Genomic DNA, 17,959 nt, shown 5'->3' with positions numbered 1-17,959 from the left:
CCGCTTGTGCGTGCGGCTCTCGCGAAGAACTGAAGTCAATATACCGGCTCGCTTGAACGGCGGCAAGGCGTGACGAAACGGCTACCTCTGTATCCGCGGGGCATCATCGCCCGCGGAGCAGCGTCATGAAGGAAAGCAAATACATTTGGGCAAACTCTATTGCGCCAAATGTATTTTTGCGGCAAGATGTATCGAAGCAGATCATCGCCGGCCCGGTGAAAGCTGGCGCTGCTCAAAGCAGTAGCGGGTTCAAATCGAGCCTCTTCAAGCCCCCGTCCCGGGGGCGTTTTTTTCGGGGACGTCGTTCCCCGATGGCGCATGCATTCAGCCCGAATGCCCGGTTTTTTAGGAGTTGCCATGACCGCATTCGAATTCGCGTCGTATGACGTACTGGTGGCCGGGGTCGTGTTCTTCACTGTCCTGACCGCACTCTTGCTGGTGAAGGCCTTCGTCGCCCGCCAGCTGCGCCGCCTTGTGCTCGCCGGCCGGATCCCGGTGCTTGGCTACGCCGAGCAGATCCTTGGTGCGACCCGCCTGCCGTTCATGCTTGCGGTGTCCCTCCTTGCGTCGATCACCCAGATGGATATTCCACCCGATCAGCGCAAGTGGATCCACTACGCCTGGATCGTGATCCTGGTGTCCCAAATTGCCATGTGGGGCAATCGAATGATCACGGTGGCGGTAGAGCGCGCCTTCGCGCGGCAACGGGAAACCAATCCGGCGGCGGCGACGCACTTGATGCTGGCCGGCCTGGCCGGCCGCATCGTGCTGTGGTCCATCGCACTGCTGGTGACGCTCGACAACCTCGGCTTCAACATCACCACGCTGATGGCCAGCCTGGGCATCGGCGGGATCGCCGTTGCACTGGCCGTGCAGAACATTCTTGGCGACGTCTTTTCTTCCGTCTCGATCGCGCTCGACAAGCCCTTCGTCATCGGTGACTTCATCGTGGTCGACAATTACATGGGAACGGTCGAGTACATCGGCATGAAGACCACCCGCCTGCGCAGTCTTGGAGGCGAACAAGTCGTATTTTCGAATACCGAACTGCTGAAGAACCGCATTCGCAACTTCAAGCGCATGCAGGAACGGCGAATTGCATTCGAATTCGGCATTGCATACGAAACACCGGTTGAGGAAATCGAACGCATCCCGCAACTGGTGCGCAACATCGTGACAGACGATCGCTTCGACACGCGGTTCGATCGCGCGCATTTCAAGTCATATGGCGACAGCGCCTTGCAGTTCGAGGTCGTGTACTACGTGCTGAATCCGGACTTCAACAAGTACATGGACATCCAGCAGGAAATCAACCTGGCCTTGCTCCGTGCATTCCGTGCCCGCGGCATCACATTTGCCTATCCGACCAGAACCCTCCATCTTGCACCGGCCGCCGAACTGAAGCCCGCTGATGAAGCGCCTCGCCGCATCGCGCGCACGGCCGGGTGAGAAGGAGGAAACATGCCGCTCCGGTCGATCCGGCTTTCACTGCGCTTCATCCTGCCGCTGGCACTTGTACTTGGCGCTTGCGCCTATGTCGTAGTTCCGTTGATGGATACCCTCACCCTGCGCTGGTTCGTCAGGGATCTTGACATTCGATCCCAGCTGCTGGCATCCACGCTCCAGGAACCCTTGGCAGAGCACGTCGGGCAGAAGGCCAGGAAGCGCATCACTCAGCTCTTCGACCGGGCGATCCAGGATGAGAGGCTGTACGCACTGGGCTTCTGCGACGATGCCGGCACCCTGGTGTACAAAACCGCAACCTATCCCGAATCGCTCGGTTGCTGGGAGGGCGGACGCAACGGCGGCCCGCACCAGTCGCTTGTTCAGCTTCCGCAGGGGCCGCTGCATGTGGCGCAAAGCGCCATCACCGGGGAGAACGGGACGCTTGGGCGCCTCATCTTGTTGCATGACATGAGTTTCATCGAGCGGCGCAGCGCAGACACCAAGAAGTATGTGGTGGCATTCTTCGCGCTGCTCGCCGTGTTGATTTCGCTGATCACCGTATTCATCGCGCACCTGAGCTGGCGCGGATGGATGAATGGCGTCAGGGGCATACTGCGCGGCGGGCTGCTGCCCCGCTCCTCGGGGAGAACGCCGCCTGAAATGCAGCCGTTGATCGGCGATCTGCGAGCACTGCTGCATGAGTACCATCTCGAACGGCAGGGCCAACAGCACACTTCGCAACTGTGGACAGCCGAGAAGCTGAAGTCCCTGCTGCAGGGCGAACTGGCTGGCGACCAAGTGCTGGTGGTGTCCAACCGAGAACCCTATATCCATGTAGAGACCCCGAATGGCATCGAGGTGAGCCGCCCGGCGAGCGGCCTGGTGACTGCCGTCGAGGCGGTGATGCGCGCCTGCTCGGGAACATGGATCGCACACGGCAGCGGATCAGCTGACCGCAAGACGGTGGACCGCCACGACCACGTGCAAGTGCCGCCGGGTCAGCCCAGCTACACCTTGCGGCGCGTATGGTTGTCCAAGGAAGAGGAGCAGGGCTACTACTACGGGTTCGCGAACGAGGGGCTGTGGCCGCTTTGCCATATCGCGCACGTGCGTCCAGTATTCCGTTCAACCGACTGGGAGCGCTATGTGGAGGTCAACCGGCGCTTCGCCGATGCGGTGATCGCCGAGGCGCGCACCGATGACCCCGTGGTGCTGGTACAGGATTACCATTTTGCGCTGCTGCCGCGCATGGTGCGCGACGCGCTTCCGAAGGCAACCATCATTACCTTCTGGCATATCCCCTGGCCGAACCCGGAGTCTTTCGGCATCTGCCCGTGGCGCGAGGAGATCCTTGCCGGCATGCTGGGCAGCACCATCCTCGGTTTCCATACGCCCTTCCACCGGAAGAACTTCCTGGAAACCGTCGATCGCTACCTGGAAACGCGCATCGAATCCGAGGCATCCACCATCTCTTACGGAGGAAAGCTTACGCAGGTAGAGCCGTATCCCATTTCGATTGCCTGGCCGGATGAAGCCACCGGCTACGATGTGGCGCAATGCCGCACCGAGATCAGGAAGGCGCTGGCCCTGCCGCAGGATCAGCTGCTCGGCATCGGCGTGGACCGGCTCGATTACACGAAAGGCATCGTCGAGCGATTCCAGGCAGTGGAGCGGATGCTGGAATTGAATCCGGACATGATCGGCCGGTTCACCCTTGTACAAATCGCAGCGCCAAGCCGATCGTCGCTGGATGAGTACCAGAACTTTGAAGCGCGCGTGCGCAACCTGGCGCTCAAGATCAACCAGCGCTTCTCGCAGGGAAGCTATACGCCCATCATTCTCAAGGCGGAACATCACGAGCAAGAGCTGCTGAACCAATACTACCGGGCCGCCGATGTTTGCATGGTGACCAGCCTGCACGACGGCATGAACCTCGTGGCCAAGGAGTTCGTCGCCGCGCGCGATGACGAGCAGGGCGTGCTTGTGCTGAGCCAGTTCACCGGCGCGGCGCGCGAATTGCACGAGGCGCTCATCATCAATCCTTACCATATCGAGCAGGGCGCAGAGGCCTTGCACAGGGCCCTCACCATGCCCCCGAACGAACAGCGGGAGCGAATGCGCAGCATGCGGCTGCTGGTCAGGGATTTCAACGTGTATCGCTGGGCGGGACACATGCTGCTGGATGCGGCTCGCCTGCGCCAACGGGAACGTGTCATGTCGAAGATCCATTCGCATAGCCGCCCGGGTTTGCGCCGGGTGGTGTAAGCATGTCGCTGCTTTTTTTCGACCATGGGGCGGCGCGCCTGCGGGAAATCGTCCGCCCGGGCATGCTGTGCGCGTTCGATTTCGATGGAACGCTGGCTCCGATCGTGAAGGATCCCCAGCGGGCCGCCATACCGGCCGCGGTACTGCGCCGCATGACCGTCCTGTCCGAACATGCGCGCGTGGCGATCATCTCCGGGAGAGGCGCTGCGGATGTCAGTCTGCGCCTCGACTTCCTGCCGGAGTTTGTCATCGGCAACCACGGGATCGAAGGATTGCCGGGATGGGAAGATAAGGCGAGCCGCTACCATGCGCTTTGCCTCGAGTGGGAACGGCAGCTCAAGCATGCCGTGACGGACCGGACATTGTTCGATGGCGGGATATGGATCGAGAACAAGAACTACTCGCTCTCGGTGCACTATCGACTGGCGCGCAACAGGGCAGCCGCCGAAAGCCGCCTGCTGCAACTGTTCACTGAATTGTCACCGACCGCCCACGTCGTCGCAGGGAAGTGCGTGTTCAACCTGCTGCCGGTGGACGCGCCCGACAAGGGAATGGCGCTTGCGAGGCTGTGCGAGACGAGCGGCGCCCCCAGCGCAATCTATGTCGGCGATGACGCGACCGATGAGAACGTTTTCAGGATGGGTCGGCAGGACTGGCTGACCGTGCGCATAGAGCGCTCGTGCGACAGTGCAGCGGAGTTTTACATTCATCACCGTCTCGACATGGTGCAGTTGCTGGATGCGTTGATCGGCCAGCTTGCGTCGACCGGGACCGTGCCTGCTGCGGGCGTCGCCAAGGCCGCAAGGATCCGGTAGCGCTCGCTATTTGGAGACGATCTGCCGTATCTGCCGGCGAAGTTCCCGCTCCTTGCGCTGCTCCTCTCGCCAGTCTTCCCGGATGGCGCGCCACAGGGACAACACCATCAACAGAATGACGATGGTAAATGGCAAGGCAAAGACGATGGTCGCAGTCTGCACCGCTTGAAGACCTCCGGCAAGCAATAGACTGACCGCGATTCCCGCAATAAGCGTTCCCCAGACGATCTTGACCTTTGCGGAAGGGTTGGGATTGCCGTTGGTGCTCATGATGCCCAGCACCATCGTTGCCGAATCCCCGGAAGTGACAAAGAACACGAGCACCAGGACGGTCGCAATGAGGGACATTAACAAGCCCAGCGGCATTGCGTCGAACATTGTGAAGAGCGCTGTGGACACATCTGCCTTCACCGCCTCGGAAATCGGAATGCCTTGCCATATTTCCATGTGCAGGGCAGTGCCGCCAAATACCGAGAACCAGACAAATGCTGTCAGCGAAGGAGCGATCACGGTGCCGACAATGAACTCACGGATAGTCCGCCCGTGCGACACGCGTGCTATGAACAGACCGACAAATGGCGACCATGATATCCACCAGGCCCAATAGAAAACGGTCCACTCGCCGACCCAGCCGCTTTCACGGAACGGCGTCATGCGCAAGCTCATGCGCACGAAATCGCTGAGATAGGCGCCGAGCGTGTTGGTGAGCGTATTGATGATCGCGACCGTCGGCCCGAGTAGAAACACCATCAATGTCAGGAACGCCGCAACCATCATGTTGAAGGTAGACAGCCACTTGATTCCCCTGGTCACGCCGGTGACGGAAGAGGCCACGAACAGCGCTGTCGTCACGACGATGATCCCGACCTGGGCAGTTGTATCCACCGGCAGGCCAAACACGGTTTCCAGTCCGCTGTTGATTTGCAGGGCGCCCATGCCAAGCGATGCGGCGACCCCAAAGGCGGTTGCAATTACCGCTAATACGTTGAACACACCGGACATCCTTTGTACCGGCCGCCACGGCAACGCGCTCGTGGAGGTGCTGACCAGCGCGGCACCTTTGCGGCGATACTGAAAGAATGCGATGGCAAGCGCGACCACGCTATAGACTGCCCAGGGATGCAATGCCCAATGAAAAAAGCTGTAGCGCAGCGCGGCGTTTGCCGCTTCCGGCGTGATCGGTTGGATGCCGGGCGGCGCAGTCACGTAATGCGAGACCGGCTCTGCGACTCCCCAGAACACCAGTCCGATGCCCATTCCTGCGGCAAACAGCATGGCGAACCAGGCGCCGATGGAGAATTCCGGCTCATCATCTTCCGCGCCGAGCTTTAAGTTGCCGTACCTGCTGAATGCAAGGAAAAGCGCAAATATCACCAGCGCGAGCACCACCCACAGGTAGAACCACCCGAAGTTTCTCGTAATCGATGCCAACACCGTGTTGAACGCTGTTCCCAGGGTCTGCGGAGAGAAAATGCCCCAAAGAACGACCACCAGAATCAAGCCGGCGGAAAAGAACAATTGCATTCAATATCCCTTAAAAAAGCCTGCCGTTAGTATGATCAGCTTCGCCGCGCGTGGCCGATGCCGAGTTTATCAGCTTCGGCATTTCGGTTGCGCGCGGACCGGTCATGCGGGGCGGCACGATGAACGCGGGCAACGACCGGCAGCAGGCCGGGCATGGAAGTTGCGGCATTTCTCTGTTGCACAGTGTTAATGGTTCGAGAGGAGTTGCCATGAACAACCATCCATCACGAGAAGTGTCCCAGGGAAAACCTTCGAGGCCGCCGCATGAAGACGGCATTCCCGAGGACGGGATTTCCATGGATGCAGGCGAGCGCGCCGACGACGCAGGCGGTGAGCCCTCCGGCACACTGCCGGTGCGGCCGATCAGCAGAGAGACGGCGGAACGCATCCCATCGGATTCCGATCCCGACGACCCCGCCTCGCCGTAAGCCGGGTGCAGGGCGCGAAGCAGTTGCAGGCTCAGGTTGTTGCCATCGTTCGACTTCCCCATAGGAGTGAAAAATGAAAATAATCATGTGGCTCGTGGCGATCATCTTCATCATCGGCCTGTTGACGGTGTTCGGGGTCTTTAAGCTTATTTTCTAGAGAGCGGCAGGCTGCTCCATGTCCCGACAATGAATGCCAACGAATGCTGGTTCCTCGGGGAATGCATGATCGAACTCCGGCGTGCAGGCGAGGGGCTGTTGCGCCAATCGTTCGCCGGCGATGTTTACAACACTGCAGTCTATTTCCACCGCTCGGCCCGGACCCGCCGCACCTGTTTCGTCAGCGCTGCCGGCACGGACAGCATGAGCCAGTCCCTGTTGGCGCAAGCCGGCAAACACGGCATCGACGCCGGCTACGTCAAGACCGGCGGTACGAGACCGCCCGGCCTCTATCTGATCGAGATTTCACAGGAGGGAGAGCGGTCTTTCCTTTACTGGCGCACCGAATCGGCGGCGCGGCAGATGCTCGATGCGGCGCATGTCGATATGCTTCGGGCGCATGTCGCCGCCTGCGGCCTGTTCTATTTTTCGGGAATCAGCCTCGCCATCCTGGATGATGAAAGACGCAGGCACCTGCTCGCACTTGCCTCTTCGGTGAAGGCCAGCGGCGGCTGGGTCGGTTTCGACAGCAACTACCGGCCCGGTTTGTGGCAGCGCCGGGAGGATGCGCGCTACTGGAGCGATTGCGCGCTCGCCGTGGCGACGCACGCGCTTGTCACGTTCGACGATGAAGCGCAGTTGCATGGGGACGCGTCCCCCGCCGACACGCTCTCGCGCACCCTGGCCACGGGGCTTGCGGAAACCGTCGTGAAACTGGGCAAAGATGGATGCCTGCTGCAAACTTCCGCGATGGACCGGATGCTGGCCGTGCCGGCGGAAAGGGCCGATCCGGTCGATACGACCGCGGCCGGGGATTCCTTCAATGGCGCCTATCTCGCGGCGCGGCTTTGCGGCGCACCTCCCGCAGATGCCGCCAAGGCGGGGACGGAGCTGGCCGCCCGGGTGATCCGCGTGGCCGGGGCAATCATCGATGAGGGAGAGTGAACCGCTGCAAGAACCGGTGACGCGGACAAGGATGGGCTGAAATGTCATTTCCCCGCAGGCCGGCCCGCTCCACGTCCTGCCGATCCACCAGCCCGGTCAGCAAATCCACCGGCAGCGGAAAGACGATAGTGTTCGACTTGTCGCCGGTAATCGCCGACAGGGTCTGCATGTAGCGCAGCTGCACCGCGCCGGGTTGGCGTGCCAGAACATTGGGGCCTGCATCAGCTTTTCCGAAGCCTGCAGCTCGCCTTCGGCATGGTCCGGCTTCACAACGCGGCAATAGTGACAATACGGCATACGCATGCGGCACCGTGTAAATCCTGCAAACGCGTCGATCGTTTATGCAAAAGGGATGAAACAGAACAGGCTAGGCTGGGATGCAATCCCAGCACTATTGAACCATTTCGGTGACAGCCGGGCTTGACATCCCCCTCACGTGAGCCGCTACAGTGGCGACTCCCGCTATTTCCGCGACCGGTTTTAATCTGCCTGAAAGTGGCCCCTAAATGAAAAAGATCCTTGTCAGCACATGCCTCGGGGGGATCCCTGTCCGATACGACGGCCGGGCGAAATCAAGCGACGACGCCATCATCGCGCGTTGGCGCAGCGAAGGCCGATTGATCCATGTGTGCCCGGAAGTCTCGGCCGGCTTCCCCGTTCCGCGGCCACCGGCCGAGATCGCCGGCGGCGATGGACATGGCGTCCTGCACAGCCTCGCCCGGGTGGTAGAAAACAACGGGCGAGACGTGACCAGCGGCTACCTGGCAGGAGCGCGACATGCGCTCGCGCTGGCAAGGGAGTCCGACATCGCAGTTGCATTACTGGCCGACGGCAGTCCTTCCTGCGGCAGCCGTTTCATCTATTCCGGCGATTTCAGCGGGCGCAGGAAGGAGGGGATGGGCGTGACTGCGGCATTACTCGAAAGTCATGGAATCAAGGTCTTCTCCCATGAACGGATTGCGGAAGCCGATGCCTATCTGCGCAGCCTGGAGCAGCTTCCCGGGTAAAAGAGCCCATTCCCTGATTGGCAGAAATCGAGCTGTCTCTGTCATTTCTGCCAGCCCGGGTTTCCCTAGAATCGTTTCATCTTTCAAGGAGGTGAAAACGATGAGCAATCCCATCCATATCGGATTCCTGCTGTTTCCCAATGTCACACAGCTCGATCTCACCGGCCCCGCGCAGGTGCTGAGCCGGGTTCCGAATGCCAAGGTGCACCTGGTCTGGAAATCCGCCGAACCCGTCATGACAGACGTTGGCTTCACGATCAACCCGACGACAACTTTCGCGGAGTGTCCGCAGTTGACGGTCCTGTGCGTTCCGGGCGGCTTCGGCATCGGCGACCAGATCGTCGACCAGGAAACCCTGGCCTTCCTGCGCCGCCAGGGGGAAAACGCGCGCTTCGTCACCTCCGTCTGCAACGGCTCCCTGATTCTTGGCGCCGCGGGTCTGCTCGAAGGTTACAAGTCAGCGTGCCACTGGCAATGGCGGAAGTATCTGCCGCGCTTCGGCGCAGAGCCGGTTGCCCAGCGCATCGTACGCGACCGCAACCGCATCTCCGGCGGCGGCGTCACGGCCGGCATCGACTTCGGGCTGGCCCTTGCGGCCGAGCTCGCCGGAGACGAGGTCGCCAAGACGCTGCAACTGGCCTTCGAGTACGACCCGCACCCGCCCTTCGATTGCGGCACGCCGGAAAAGGCCGGCCCGGCGCTGGTCGAGCGCCTGCGCGCGATGCAGCAAGCGCGTATCCAGTGCGTCGAGGAGCGCATCGAAAGGGCTGCGTTGTGAATGGTTAGAGGGCAGACGTAGGCTGGGATGCAATCCCAGCACCATTTATGCCGGGATTGCATCCCAGCCTACCCACCTCCCTGGCCGGGGCGACGATAGGGCACCTGTGCTGCTCCTCTCAGGGCATCGAGGGTATCCTCCACGGTCAGAAGGACAAGCGTTTCTTGTGACTTGATCGCACCACGGGAAGAAAGCGCAAGGGCAACCGATGCCATCCTGACATTGTCAGGCGCTTCCCAAAGGGTATAGCCATCATATTGGCCGAAGGCATACCAGAAACCGTGGAGCTTGCCGCCGACCGACTCGATGACCGTCCGGGCCATTTCCCGCCGGTCTTCCGGATGCTTGATCAGCGCATTCCACGTCTCCGAGGTGTAACTGAAGCGGGTGAGGTATAAGGACATGGTCGCCTCCTGTCTACACGCAATCAGTGTTGGTACAGCGTCTCCCCATTGTCAAGCACGTCCCGCGCAGGCTGGGACGCAATCCCGGCATCGTCTGCTCGAATCAAGTTGCCCGCTTGCCCAGAAGCCACGCACGCTGCCGCTCCAGTACCGCCTCCGCGGGTCCGCCGATCAATGACGCGTAGATCGACGGCGCGGTCGCCCCTTCGGTGTTGACCAGCAAGATGCTGCTCGACGCGTCCAGCCCGACCTGCCCGCGCAGTTCAGCGTCCTCGCTCAGGGCGAGCAGTCCGGCAAGTCCCGCGACGCCGGATTCGCCGCCCACCACCGGAATATCTTCAGCATTGCCCTCGGCCAGCAGACGCATTGCAGCAACCGCCTCGTCGTCAGTCACGGTCTGGAAGAAATCGACCGCGGGTGCCAGGAAGCGCCAGGCCAGGGGCGAGGTCTCGCCGCATGCCAGGCCGGCCATGACCGAATCGACAGAGCCCGTCGCGCGCGCAGGGGCTCCCTGGATCGCGCTTTGGAACAGGCAATCCGCCTGCACCGGCTCGACGACGATGAAAGCAGGACGCTGCGCCCCGAATCGCTCCCACAGGTAACTCACCACGCCGGCAGCCAGCCCGCCGACGCCGCCCTGCAGGAAAACATGGGAGTAGGGGCTTGTGGCCTTGTACCCCACGCTTTCCTGGGCGAGCAGTTCTGCTGCAATCGTTCCGTATCCTTGCATGACGTCCCGCGGGACGGTTTCATAGCCCTCGTAGGAGGTATCGGACACCACATGCCATCCATGCTCGGCCGCGTGCTCGGCCGCGGCCACGACGGAAGCATCATAATCGCCCTCGATGCGCACAATGTCCGCGCCATATGCGGCAATCGCCTGCTCACGCTCCACGCTCACATTCCGGTGCAGCACGATGACGCAGCGGCACCCGATGTCCTTGGCCGCGGCAGCGAGCGCGCGGCCGTGGTTCCCGTCGGTGGCGCTGATGACCGTGAAATCGCGGAGCACATCGGCATGGCGTCCGAGCAGCAGGCCCTTGGGGCTCAGTGGCAAGCCATTCTTCTCGCGCAGGATCAGGCGAACGAGGGCGATCGGCGCACCGAGTGCCTTGAAACTGCCAAGGCTCGAACGTTCCGATTCGTCTTTCAGGCTGATCCTCGCCACGCCGAGACGCCGTGCGAGGCCCGGAAGCTGCCACACCGGCGTGGCCCCACGGCTCAGCATCGGCCAGCAGGACAGCCAGTCGCGGCTCTCCTCGGCTTGTTCCATGTTCATGATGGCGCGCAGGCCCGAAGGGTATTCGGCGCGGGTGGCTTGGTTGTTCCTGATGATCATTTTGCGGGCGAAGAGATAGTGGGAGAATGCCTCAAGCAGGGAGCCGCACGCGCGCGATCTCGGCGAAATATCGCGCGCCAACGGGCAGGACGTCATCGTTGAAATCGTATGTTGCGTTGTGCAAGGGCGTGCTGCCCTGGCCCTGATCGCCATTGCCGATGAAGACGAATGCGCCGGGGATCTTTTGCAGGAAGGCGCCGAAGTCCTCGGAAATCATGAGCGGCGCGATATTGGCATTGACACGTTTCGCGCCCACGACATTCTGCGCCGCCTGCACGGCCACTGAAACACACTGTTCCCAGTTCACCGTCGGCGCGAATTCGTGGGTGTATTCAAATGTGCATTCGGCGCCGTGCGTGCGGCTGATTCCCTCGCACATCTCGCGCATGCGCCTTTCCAGCGTTGCTTGCACGTCGGGCGTATAGCTGCGCGTGTCGCCCTTGATCGTGACGTGGGTCGGGATGGCGTTGCGGATACCGTCGGTGAATACCTCCGTGCACGAAACGACAGCCGGCACGCTCGGATCGAGCGACCTTGAAACAACCGTCTGCAGGGCGAGGATGATTTCCGCGGCGATCACGATCGGATCGATACCCATGTGCGGACGGGCGGCGTGCGTTCCCCGCCCCTTGATGCGGATGACGAAATTGTCCTCGCTTCCCATGATGCCGCCGACGCGCGTAGCGATATGGCCGGCCGGAATGCCCGGCATGTTATGCGCGCCATAGATTTCATCCACGGGGAAGCGCTCGAACAAGCCGTCGCTCATCATCGCTTTCGCCCCGCGCCCGTGTTCCTCGGCGGGCTGGAAGATGAAGCGCACGGTGCCGCTGAAGTCGCGCCGCTCGCACAGGAGCCTGGCGGCGCCGAGGACCATGCTCATGTGACCGTCGTGGCCGCAGGCGTGCATTTTCCCGGGTGTCTGCGATGCGTGGGGCCTGTCCGCAACCGATTCATGGATGTTCAGCGCATCCATGTCGGCGCGCAGCCCGATGACCCCTTTGCCGGTGCCGACCGTGAGGCTCGCGACAAGACCGGTCCCGCCGATACCGCGGTGCACCTCGAGGCCGAGATCCGCCAGAACGCGTGCGACGAAATCTGACGTTTGCTTTTCCTCGAAGCCGGTTTCCGGGCAGCGATGAAGCGCGTGGCGCCATTCGGTCAACTGTTGCTCAAAAGCGGTTTCGGTCGTCACGGGCGTCTCCTGGCTTCGGTTCGGATGACTAAAAGTATAGGCACCGATGCTGATAAGATTTCCCGTCACAAAGCCCGCGGTGAGAAAACTTCCCGGATTTTCGGTTAGGGTGAGAAAATATTTCACCACCTCCGGAATGACGCCATGGCACTCGACCGACTCGACATACAAATCCTCAATGCCTTGCAGGAAGACGCCTCGGTGCCGCTTCGCGAGTTGGCCGACCGTGTTCACGCGTCGGTGGCGACCTGTCAGCGCCGTATCGCGCAACTCAAGACCGACGGCTACCTGCTCAAGCAGGTAGGGATCGTGGACCGGAACCTCGTCGGACGTCCGCTCACCGTCTTTGTATCGGTCGAGATGGAGAAGCAGAACGACGTGCTGCTGCGCGCCTTCGAACGGAAGATGATGGGCGAGGGCGACGTGATGGCCTGTTACGAAGTGTCAGGCGAGTTCGACTTCCTGCTGATCGTCAACTCTGCCTCCATGGAGAGCTACCACGCGTTCACGCGGCGCGTGTTTACGTCGATGAACAATGTCCGCAACTTCAAGAGCAATTTCGCGATGAATTGCTCCAAGTTCGAGACAAAGATCCCGTTGGACCTGCCGGACGAGGAGCGGAGAGCTCAGTGATGATAGCGATACTCCTGCGTATATCCCCCATAACCGTATGAGGCAGCCCGGACGTCCTGCACATAGATGTAGCTTTCTTCATGCAAGCGCCCAAGGATACGGGCGAAGCCGTCGAAAGCCTCCTTGATATAAAGCGCCTTTTCATCCTTGGTGTTGGTTTCATCCGTGATCTTTATATCGAAGTAGAAACTGTTTTTTCCCTGTTCGCTCAAGGATTTCCCGCCGACGATCCAGTGCTCCGGATCGATGTAATCGATCGCGATTGCTGTCACTTCTCTTTTCTTCTTCAGGATGCGCGTGGTGAGGTCGAGCAAAAGCTCGGAGATCTGCGCAGTGAGTTCGGGAGATTTGGTCCCGCTTACCTTGACATTCAGGATCGGCATTTCAGGCTCCTATTTAGTTAGCATTGCAACTATCGGCACAAAAAAATTACTCCAGTGTGGTACGGATGTTTCTCATTTTCGCGACGGTCTCTTCGAATTCCTCGCGTCCCAGTTCTGCCTTGAAGCGCTTCGTGACAGCGGCACTGGCCGCATTGAGGCCGTCCTTGATGTCCTGCGCTTCCGCCGTCGGGTAAATCGCATACTCCCGGCCATCGGATTCCGTCGAGCGGCGTTCGATCAGGCCCAGCTTCTGCAAGCCATCCAGGGAACGGGTTGCGGTCGGACGGGAAATCGCCAATTCCTTCGCCAGTTCGTTTTGCAGCAGGCCAGGCCTGGCAAGTACAGCCCTTAGCATGAACGCCTGCGACGGCGTCAGGCCGAACGGGCCGAAGGCTTTCGTCCATTCCCGATCGAGGGCGCGGGCGAGGGCGGTTGTATTGAAATAAAGGCAGTGCTCGAACATGGATATACCTTAGCTCAAATTAATTAGCTCTGCAACTAAAAAATCGAGATCGCTCCGGTCCGCGCGTGGCCTGGACCGGAATCGTTCCCCTATCCTTTCGTCACCTTGATCTTGCCCACCATCCCGGCCTCGAAATGCCCCGGGATCAGGCAGGCGAAGTAAAACTCTCCAGCATTGCTGAACTGCCAGACCAGCGTCTGCTTCTTGCCTGCGCTGACGTGGGACATATACGGTTCGTCATGCTCCATGCCGGGATGCTTCCTCATCATCTCGGCGTGCGCATTCAGCTCATCCATGGTGCCGATCACCATTTCGTGAAGCATCTTTCCCTTGTTCCTGACCACGAACCGGATAGTCTCGCCTTGCTTGACCGTAATCTCGGCCGGACTGAAGCGCATGTCGTCGCTCATGTCGATGGCGATCGTGCGTGTTGCTTTCTTCGGATCGCCTTGCCGGCCGAACGCGTGCTCTTCGTCCGAGATTTTCGCCTGGCTCCGGTGCTCGCTGCCGTGTGCGTACACCGTGCCGGGCAGAGTGGAAAATAGCGCGACGAAGCCGAACGCCGCAAGGATATGTGTCGATGCTTTCTTCATTGATTCTCCAATCGTATCTCGCCGTGCGCGCGGCCTATTGAATCCCGACCTTGCGCTGCTCCGCCCGGATGAATGCGGTAATGTGCGCAACATCATCCGGAGTGACGGCCGGTACCGGCGCCATGTCGCCGAACTGCCAGTGATGGGCCCGCACGCCGCGCGCGGCGGCGAGCTGGAAAGCGACATCACTGTGGTGCGACGGCTCGTAGACCTTGTGCAACATCGGCGGGCCCTTGTCGCTGCCTTTCAGGTCCGCACCGTGACATGCGGAGCAGTGGCTGGCGTAAAGCGCTTTTCCTCTTCCCGGATTGGGCATCAAGCCCTCGCTCGGTTTTGGAATTTTCATCGATTGCGCCTGCGCGGCGCCGACGATGGACAGTAGCAGAAACGCGGCTGCGGCGGCGATCGTCAGTCTTTCTCGTTTCATCTCGTATTTCCTCCGGTTATTCATCGGTTCATTGCTCGCGGCCATTGTCCAGCCGCCATTGTTTCACCAGCGCATACAGGGCCGGAATCACGGCGAGGGTGAGTACAGTCGACGAGACCATCCCGCCCACCATCGGCGTCGCGATCCGGCTCATCACCTCCGACCCGGTGCCGCTGCTCCACATGATCGGCAGCAGGCCGGCCATGATGGCGACCACCGTCATCATCTTCGGACGGACGCGTTCGACGGCACCTTCCATCACGGCCGCATACAGATCGGCCGCCGTCGGCCGCTTGCCTTCGGCCTTGCGCTTCTTCCTGACCTCTTCCCACGCGTGATCGAGGTAGATCAGCATGACCACGCCGGTCTCGGCAGCCACGCCGGCCAGCGCAATGAAGCCGACGGCGACCGCGACTGACATGTTGTAGCCCAGCAGCCACATCAGCCAGACGCCGCCGACGAGAGCAAACGGCACCGACAGCATCACGATCATGGTTTCGGTCAGCCGCCGGAAGTTGAGGTACAGCAGCAGGAAGATGATCAGCAGCGTCACCGGCACGACGATCTTCATCTTCTCGATCGCGCGTTCCATTGCTTCGAACTGGCCGCTCCAGGCCGCGTAGTATCCGGGCGGGAACTTCACTTGCTCGTTCACCGCCTTGCGCGCGTCCGCCACGTAGCCGCCGATATCGCGGTCGCGAATATCGACATAGATATACGCCGACAGCAGCGCATTCTCGGTGCGAATACCCGGCGTGCCCTTGGCGATCTCGATGCGTGCCAGTTGGCCGAGGGGGATCATCGGGCCGTCCATGGTCGGCACCAGCACTTCGCGCGCGATCAGTTGCGGGTCGCTGCGCATCTCCCGCGGATAGCGCACGGTGACGGCAAAACGTTCCCGGCCTTCCACCGTCGTCGTTGCCATTTCGGCCCCGAGCGCGGTGGCGATGACATCCTGCACCTCGCCGACCGTCAAGCCGTAGCGGGCAAGTTGCGCGCGGTCGGGTTCGATGTTGAGGTAGAAGCCGCCGGTGATGCGTTCGGCGAAGGCGGAGCTCGTTCCCGGCACGGTCTTGACCACGGCTTCGATCTGCTTGGCCAGTTTCTCCATTTCGTCGAGGTCCTTGCCGAACACCTTGATACCGATTGGCGTGCGGATGCCGGTGGAAAGCATATCGATGCGCGCCTTGATGGGCATGGTCCAGGCATTGGAGACGCCGGGGAATTGCAGCGCCTGGTCCATCTCTGCGATCAGCGCGTCCATGGTCAGGCCCGGCCGCCATTCCGATTGCGGCTTGAGATTGATGACGGTCTCGAACATCTCCGTCGGCGCCGGATCGGTCGCCGTGTTGGCGCGCCCCGCCTTGCCGTACACCGACGCCACTTCCGGGAACGACTTGATGATCTTGTTCTGGGTCTGCACCAGTTCCGCCGCCTTCGTCATGGTCATGCCCGGCAGGCTGGACGGCATGTAGAGCAGGGTGCCTTCGTTCAGGGTCGGCATGAACTCGCTGCCGAGACGGGAGGCCGGATAGAGGGTAAGCGCCAGGACCACCAATGAAAGCATGACCGTGGTCTTCTTCCAGCGCATCACGCCCTTGATGACGGGGCGATAGACCCAGATCAGGAAACGGTTCACCGGGTTCTTCGCTTCCGGCATGATCCTGCCGCGGACGAACAACATCATCAGCACCGGCACCAGCGTGATGGACAGCAGTGCCGCGCCCGCCATGGCGAAGGTCTTGGTGTAGGCCAGTGGCGAGAACAGGCGGCCTTCCTGCGATTCCAGCGTGAACACCGGCAGGAAGGACACGGTGATGATGAGCAACGAGAAGAACAGCGAGGGGCCGACTTCCTTGCACGCCGCGAGCATCGCTTCCACCCGCGATTCGCCTTCCTTGAGCCGTTCCAGGTGCTTGTGCGCATTCTCGATCATCACGATCGCCGCATCCACCATCGCCCCGATGGCGATCGCAATCCCGCCCAGGCTCATCAGGTTCGAGTTCATGCCCAGCGCCCGCATCGCGATGAAGGCCATCAGCACGCCGACCGGCAGCATCAGGATGGCAACCAGCGCGCTGCGCACATGCAGCAAGAACACGATGCACACCAGCGCGACGATGATGCTTTCCTCGATCAGCGTGTGCTTGAGCGTGTCGATGGCGCGATGGATCAGTTCCGAGCGGTCGTACACTGCCTCGATGCTGACGCCTTCCGGCAAACCGGCGCTGATGTCGGCGATCCTGGTCTTGATGTTGCCGATCACCTCCAGCGCATTCTGGCCGTAGCGCGACATGGCGATGCCGGAGACGACCTCGCCTTCGCCATTGAGCTCGGCCAGACCGCGGCGCTCGTCGGGCGCCAGTTCGACGCGGGCGATGTCGCGCACCAGCACCGGGGTGCCGCGTTCGGATTTCACCACCAGGTTTTCCAGGTCGGCCCGGCCGCGCAGGTAGCCCTTGCCGCGCACCATGTACTCGGTCTCGGCCATCTCGACCACGCGGCCGCCGACGTCGCGGTTCGACTCGCGGATCACCTGCGCCACCTTCATCAGCGGAATGCCATAGGCGCGCAGCTTCACCGGGTCGACCGTGACCTGGTAGGTCTGAACGAAGCCGCCCACCGATGCCACTTCGGCCACACCCGGCGCCTTGGCGAGCTGGTAGCGCAGGTACCAGTCCTGCAGCGTGCGCAGTTCGGCCAGCGTCTTGTCCTTGGCGAGCACCGCGTACTGGTAGACCCAGCCCACGCCGGTCGCATCCGGCCCGATCTGCGGTGTGACACCCTTGGGCATACGTCCGGCCGCGAAATTCAGGTATTCCAGCACCCGCGAGCGCGCCCAGTAGATGTCGGTATCGTCCTCGAAAATGATATAGACGAAGGACGCGCCGAAGAAGGAGAAGCCACGCACGACCTTCGACTTCGGCACCGACAGCATGGCCGAGGTGAGCGGATAGGTGACCTGGTCTTCGACCACCTGCGGCGCCTGGCCCGGATACTCGGTGTAGACGATCACCTGCACGTCCGACAGGTCGGGCAGCGCGTCGATCGGCGTCTTGATTACCGCATAGATGCCGGCAAGCGTGACGAAGAGCGTGGCCAGCAGGACCAGGAAAACATTCCTGCCGGACCATTCAATGATCTTGTTCAGCATGATG

At 61.2% G+C, this 17,959-nt stretch carries 17 protein-coding genes and 1 pseudogene; 8 read left to right on the top strand and 10 right to left on the bottom strand.

What is annotated here, in order from left to right:
* Positions 1–357: 357 nt before the first annotated feature.
* From VFF99_RS03475 to otsB, 3 genes are read left to right on the top strand one after another with little or no spacing between them, the layout of a single operon-like run.
* Positions 358–1,449: a mechanosensitive ion channel family protein gene (locus VFF99_RS03475; RefSeq protein ID WP_325015030.1), complete on the top strand. Its 1,092-nt coding sequence runs from the start codon at positions 358–360 to the stop codon at positions 1,447–1,449.
* Between the two features lie 12 nt (positions 1,450–1,461).
* Complete coding sequence (locus VFF99_RS03470) at positions 1,462–3,711, top strand: trehalose-6-phosphate synthase (protein ID WP_325015029.1); 2,250 nt, start codon at positions 1,462–1,464, stop codon at positions 3,709–3,711.
* A 2-nt stretch (positions 3,712–3,713) separates the two neighbouring features.
* Complete coding sequence (otsB, locus tag VFF99_RS03465; protein ID WP_325015028.1) at positions 3,714–4,526, top strand: trehalose-phosphatase; 813 nt, start codon at positions 3,714–3,716, stop codon at positions 4,524–4,526.
* A 6-nt stretch (positions 4,527–4,532) separates the two neighbouring features.
* On the opposite strand, the gene VFF99_RS03460 is transcribed toward otsB, so the two are convergent.
* On the bottom strand, positions 4,533–6,050 hold the full coding sequence (locus VFF99_RS03460; protein ID WP_325015027.1) for a BCCT family transporter: 1,518 nt from the start codon (positions 6,048–6,050) through the stop codon (positions 4,533–4,535).
* A gap of 209 nt (positions 6,051–6,259) precedes the next feature.
* Here VFF99_RS03460 and VFF99_RS03455 point away from each other — a divergent pair, with 209 nt between their 5' ends.
* Both VFF99_RS03455 and VFF99_RS03450 read left to right on the top strand, forming a co-directional pair.
* A complete protein-coding gene (locus VFF99_RS03455; RefSeq protein ID WP_325015025.1) occupies positions 6,260–6,478 on the top strand; it encodes a hypothetical protein in 219 nt (72 codons plus the stop codon).
* 186 nt (positions 6,479–6,664) lie between these two features.
* On the top strand, positions 6,665–7,579 hold the full coding sequence (locus VFF99_RS03450; protein ID WP_325015023.1) for a sugar kinase: 915 nt from the start codon (positions 6,665–6,667) through the stop codon (positions 7,577–7,579).
* Positions 7,580–7,658: 79 nt separating this feature from the next.
* On the opposite strand, the pseudogene VFF99_RS03445 reads toward VFF99_RS03450, so the two are convergent.
* Positions 7,659–7,855 (bottom strand): annotated as a pseudogene (locus tag VFF99_RS03445) (slipin family protein); the annotation flags it as partial.
* A gap of 230 nt (positions 7,856–8,085) precedes the next feature.
* Here VFF99_RS03445 and VFF99_RS03440 point away from each other — a divergent pair.
* Positions 8,086–8,586, top strand: coding sequence for a DUF523 domain-containing protein (locus VFF99_RS03440; protein WP_325015021.1), 501 nt, complete (start codon positions 8,086–8,088; stop codon positions 8,584–8,586).
* A gap of 100 nt (positions 8,587–8,686) precedes the next feature.
* Positions 8,687–9,364: a DJ-1/PfpI family protein gene (locus VFF99_RS03435; protein ID WP_325015019.1), complete on the top strand. Its 678-nt coding sequence runs from the start codon at positions 8,687–8,689 to the stop codon at positions 9,362–9,364.
* A 68-nt stretch (positions 9,365–9,432) separates the two neighbouring features.
* On the opposite strand, the gene VFF99_RS03430 is transcribed toward VFF99_RS03435, so the two are convergent.
* The 3 genes from VFF99_RS03430 to VFF99_RS03420 form a co-directional block, all read right to left on the bottom strand.
* The gene (locus VFF99_RS03430) at positions 9,433–9,768 is read right to left on the bottom strand and encodes a GYD domain-containing protein (protein WP_325015017.1); all 336 of its coding nucleotides are present in this window, start codon (positions 9,766–9,768) and stop codon (positions 9,433–9,435) included.
* A gap of 103 nt (positions 9,769–9,871) precedes the next feature.
* Positions 9,872–11,107 (bottom strand): diaminopropionate ammonia-lyase, encoded by a 1,236-nt coding sequence (locus tag VFF99_RS03425; RefSeq protein WP_325015103.1) that lies wholly within the window; start codon positions 11,105–11,107, stop codon positions 9,872–9,874.
* A 31-nt stretch (positions 11,108–11,138) separates the two neighbouring features.
* Positions 11,139–12,302: a M20 aminoacylase family protein gene (locus VFF99_RS03420; protein WP_325015015.1), complete on the bottom strand. Its 1,164-nt coding sequence runs from the start codon at positions 12,300–12,302 to the stop codon at positions 11,139–11,141.
* Positions 12,303–12,446: 144 nt separating this feature from the next.
* Here VFF99_RS03420 and VFF99_RS03415 point away from each other — a divergent pair, with 144 nt between their 5' ends.
* Positions 12,447–12,935 (top strand): Lrp/AsnC family transcriptional regulator, encoded by a 489-nt coding sequence (locus tag VFF99_RS03415; RefSeq protein ID WP_325015012.1) that lies wholly within the window; start codon positions 12,447–12,449, stop codon positions 12,933–12,935.
* Here the strand turns inward: VFF99_RS03415 and VFF99_RS03410 are convergent.
* From VFF99_RS03410 to VFF99_RS03390, 5 genes are all read right to left on the bottom strand, one after another.
* Complete coding sequence (locus tag VFF99_RS03410) at positions 12,929–13,318, bottom strand: 4-oxalocrotonate tautomerase family protein (RefSeq protein ID WP_325015011.1); 390 nt, start codon at positions 13,316–13,318, stop codon at positions 12,929–12,931. The two genes, VFF99_RS03415 and VFF99_RS03410, sit on opposite strands and share 7 nt — an antisense overlap.
* 46 nt (positions 13,319–13,364) lie before the next feature.
* Positions 13,365–13,781 (bottom strand): MarR family winged helix-turn-helix transcriptional regulator, encoded by a 417-nt coding sequence (locus VFF99_RS03405; protein WP_325015009.1) that lies wholly within the window; start codon positions 13,779–13,781, stop codon positions 13,365–13,367.
* Between the two features lie 89 nt (positions 13,782–13,870).
* Positions 13,871–14,374, bottom strand: a complete 504-nt coding sequence (locus tag VFF99_RS03400; protein WP_325015007.1) for a cupredoxin family protein — start codon at positions 14,372–14,374, stop codon at positions 13,871–13,873.
* A gap of 34 nt (positions 14,375–14,408) precedes the next feature.
* Entirely contained in the window at positions 14,409–14,801 is a 393-nt protein-coding gene (locus VFF99_RS03395) for a cytochrome c (protein ID WP_325015006.1), read from the bottom strand.
* Between the two features lie 28 nt (positions 14,802–14,829).
* The gene (locus VFF99_RS03390; RefSeq protein ID WP_325015004.1) at positions 14,830–17,955 is read right to left on the bottom strand and encodes an efflux RND transporter permease subunit; all 3,126 of its coding nucleotides are present in this window, start codon (positions 17,953–17,955) and stop codon (positions 14,830–14,832) included.
* Positions 17,956–17,959: the final 4 nt, after the last annotated feature.

Origin of the sequence: Noviherbaspirillum sp., assembly GCF_035654295.1 — a bacterium.
Lineage (GTDB): Bacteria > Pseudomonadota > Gammaproteobacteria > Burkholderiales > Burkholderiaceae_D > Noviherbaspirillum.
The sequence above is the reverse complement of the archived record's forward strand: the minus strand, read 5'-3'. Positions and strand labels throughout refer to the sequence as shown.

What these genes read in the sequence shown, in the direction of transcription:
- VFF99_RS03435 (WP_325015019.1), top strand. Translation starts at nt 8,687, where the DNA reads ATGAGCAATCCCATCCATATCGGATTCCTGCTGTTTCCCAATGTCACA.
- VFF99_RS03475 (WP_325015030.1), top strand. Translation starts at nt 358, where the DNA reads ATGACCGCATTCGAATTCGCGTCGTATGACGTACTGGTGGCCGGGGTC.
- VFF99_RS03450 (WP_325015023.1), top strand. Translation starts at nt 6,665, where the DNA reads ATGAATGCCAACGAATGCTGGTTCCTCGGGGAATGCATGATCGAACTC.
- VFF99_RS03430 (WP_325015017.1), bottom strand. Translation starts at nt 9,768, where the DNA reads ATGTCCTTATACCTCACCCGCTTCAGTTACACCTCGGAGACGTGGAAT.
- otsB (WP_325015028.1), top strand. Translation starts at nt 3,714, where the DNA reads ATGTCGCTGCTTTTTTTCGACCATGGGGCGGCGCGCCTGCGGGAAATC.
- VFF99_RS03405 (WP_325015009.1), bottom strand. Translation starts at nt 13,781, where the DNA reads ATGTTCGAGCACTGCCTTTATTTCAATACAACCGCCCTCGCCCGCGCC.
- VFF99_RS03460 (WP_325015027.1), bottom strand. Translation starts at nt 6,050, where the DNA reads ATGCAATTGTTCTTTTCCGCCGGCTTGATTCTGGTGGTCGTTCTTTGG.
- VFF99_RS03395 (WP_325015006.1), bottom strand. Translation starts at nt 14,801, where the DNA reads ATGAAACGAGAAAGACTGACGATCGCCGCCGCAGCCGCGTTTCTGCTA.
- VFF99_RS03400 (WP_325015007.1), bottom strand. Translation starts at nt 14,374, where the DNA reads ATGAAGAAAGCATCGACACATATCCTTGCGGCGTTCGGCTTCGTCGCG.
- VFF99_RS03470 (WP_325015029.1), top strand. Translation starts at nt 1,462, where the DNA reads ATGCCGCTCCGGTCGATCCGGCTTTCACTGCGCTTCATCCTGCCGCTG.
- VFF99_RS03410 (WP_325015011.1), bottom strand. Translation starts at nt 13,318, where the DNA reads ATGCCGATCCTGAATGTCAAGGTAAGCGGGACCAAATCTCCCGAACTC.
- VFF99_RS03440 (WP_325015021.1), top strand. Translation starts at nt 8,086, where the DNA reads ATGAAAAAGATCCTTGTCAGCACATGCCTCGGGGGGATCCCTGTCCGA.
- VFF99_RS03415 (WP_325015012.1), top strand. Translation starts at nt 12,447, where the DNA reads ATGGCACTCGACCGACTCGACATACAAATCCTCAATGCCTTGCAGGAA.
- VFF99_RS03455 (WP_325015025.1), top strand. Translation starts at nt 6,260, where the DNA reads ATGAACAACCATCCATCACGAGAAGTGTCCCAGGGAAAACCTTCGAGG.
- VFF99_RS03425 (WP_325015103.1), bottom strand. Translation starts at nt 11,107, where the DNA reads ATGATCATCAGGAACAACCAAGCCACCCGCGCCGAATACCCTTCGGGC.
- VFF99_RS03390 (WP_325015004.1), bottom strand. Translation starts at nt 17,955, where the DNA reads ATGCTGAACAAGATCATTGAATGGTCCGGCAGGAATGTTTTCCTGGTC.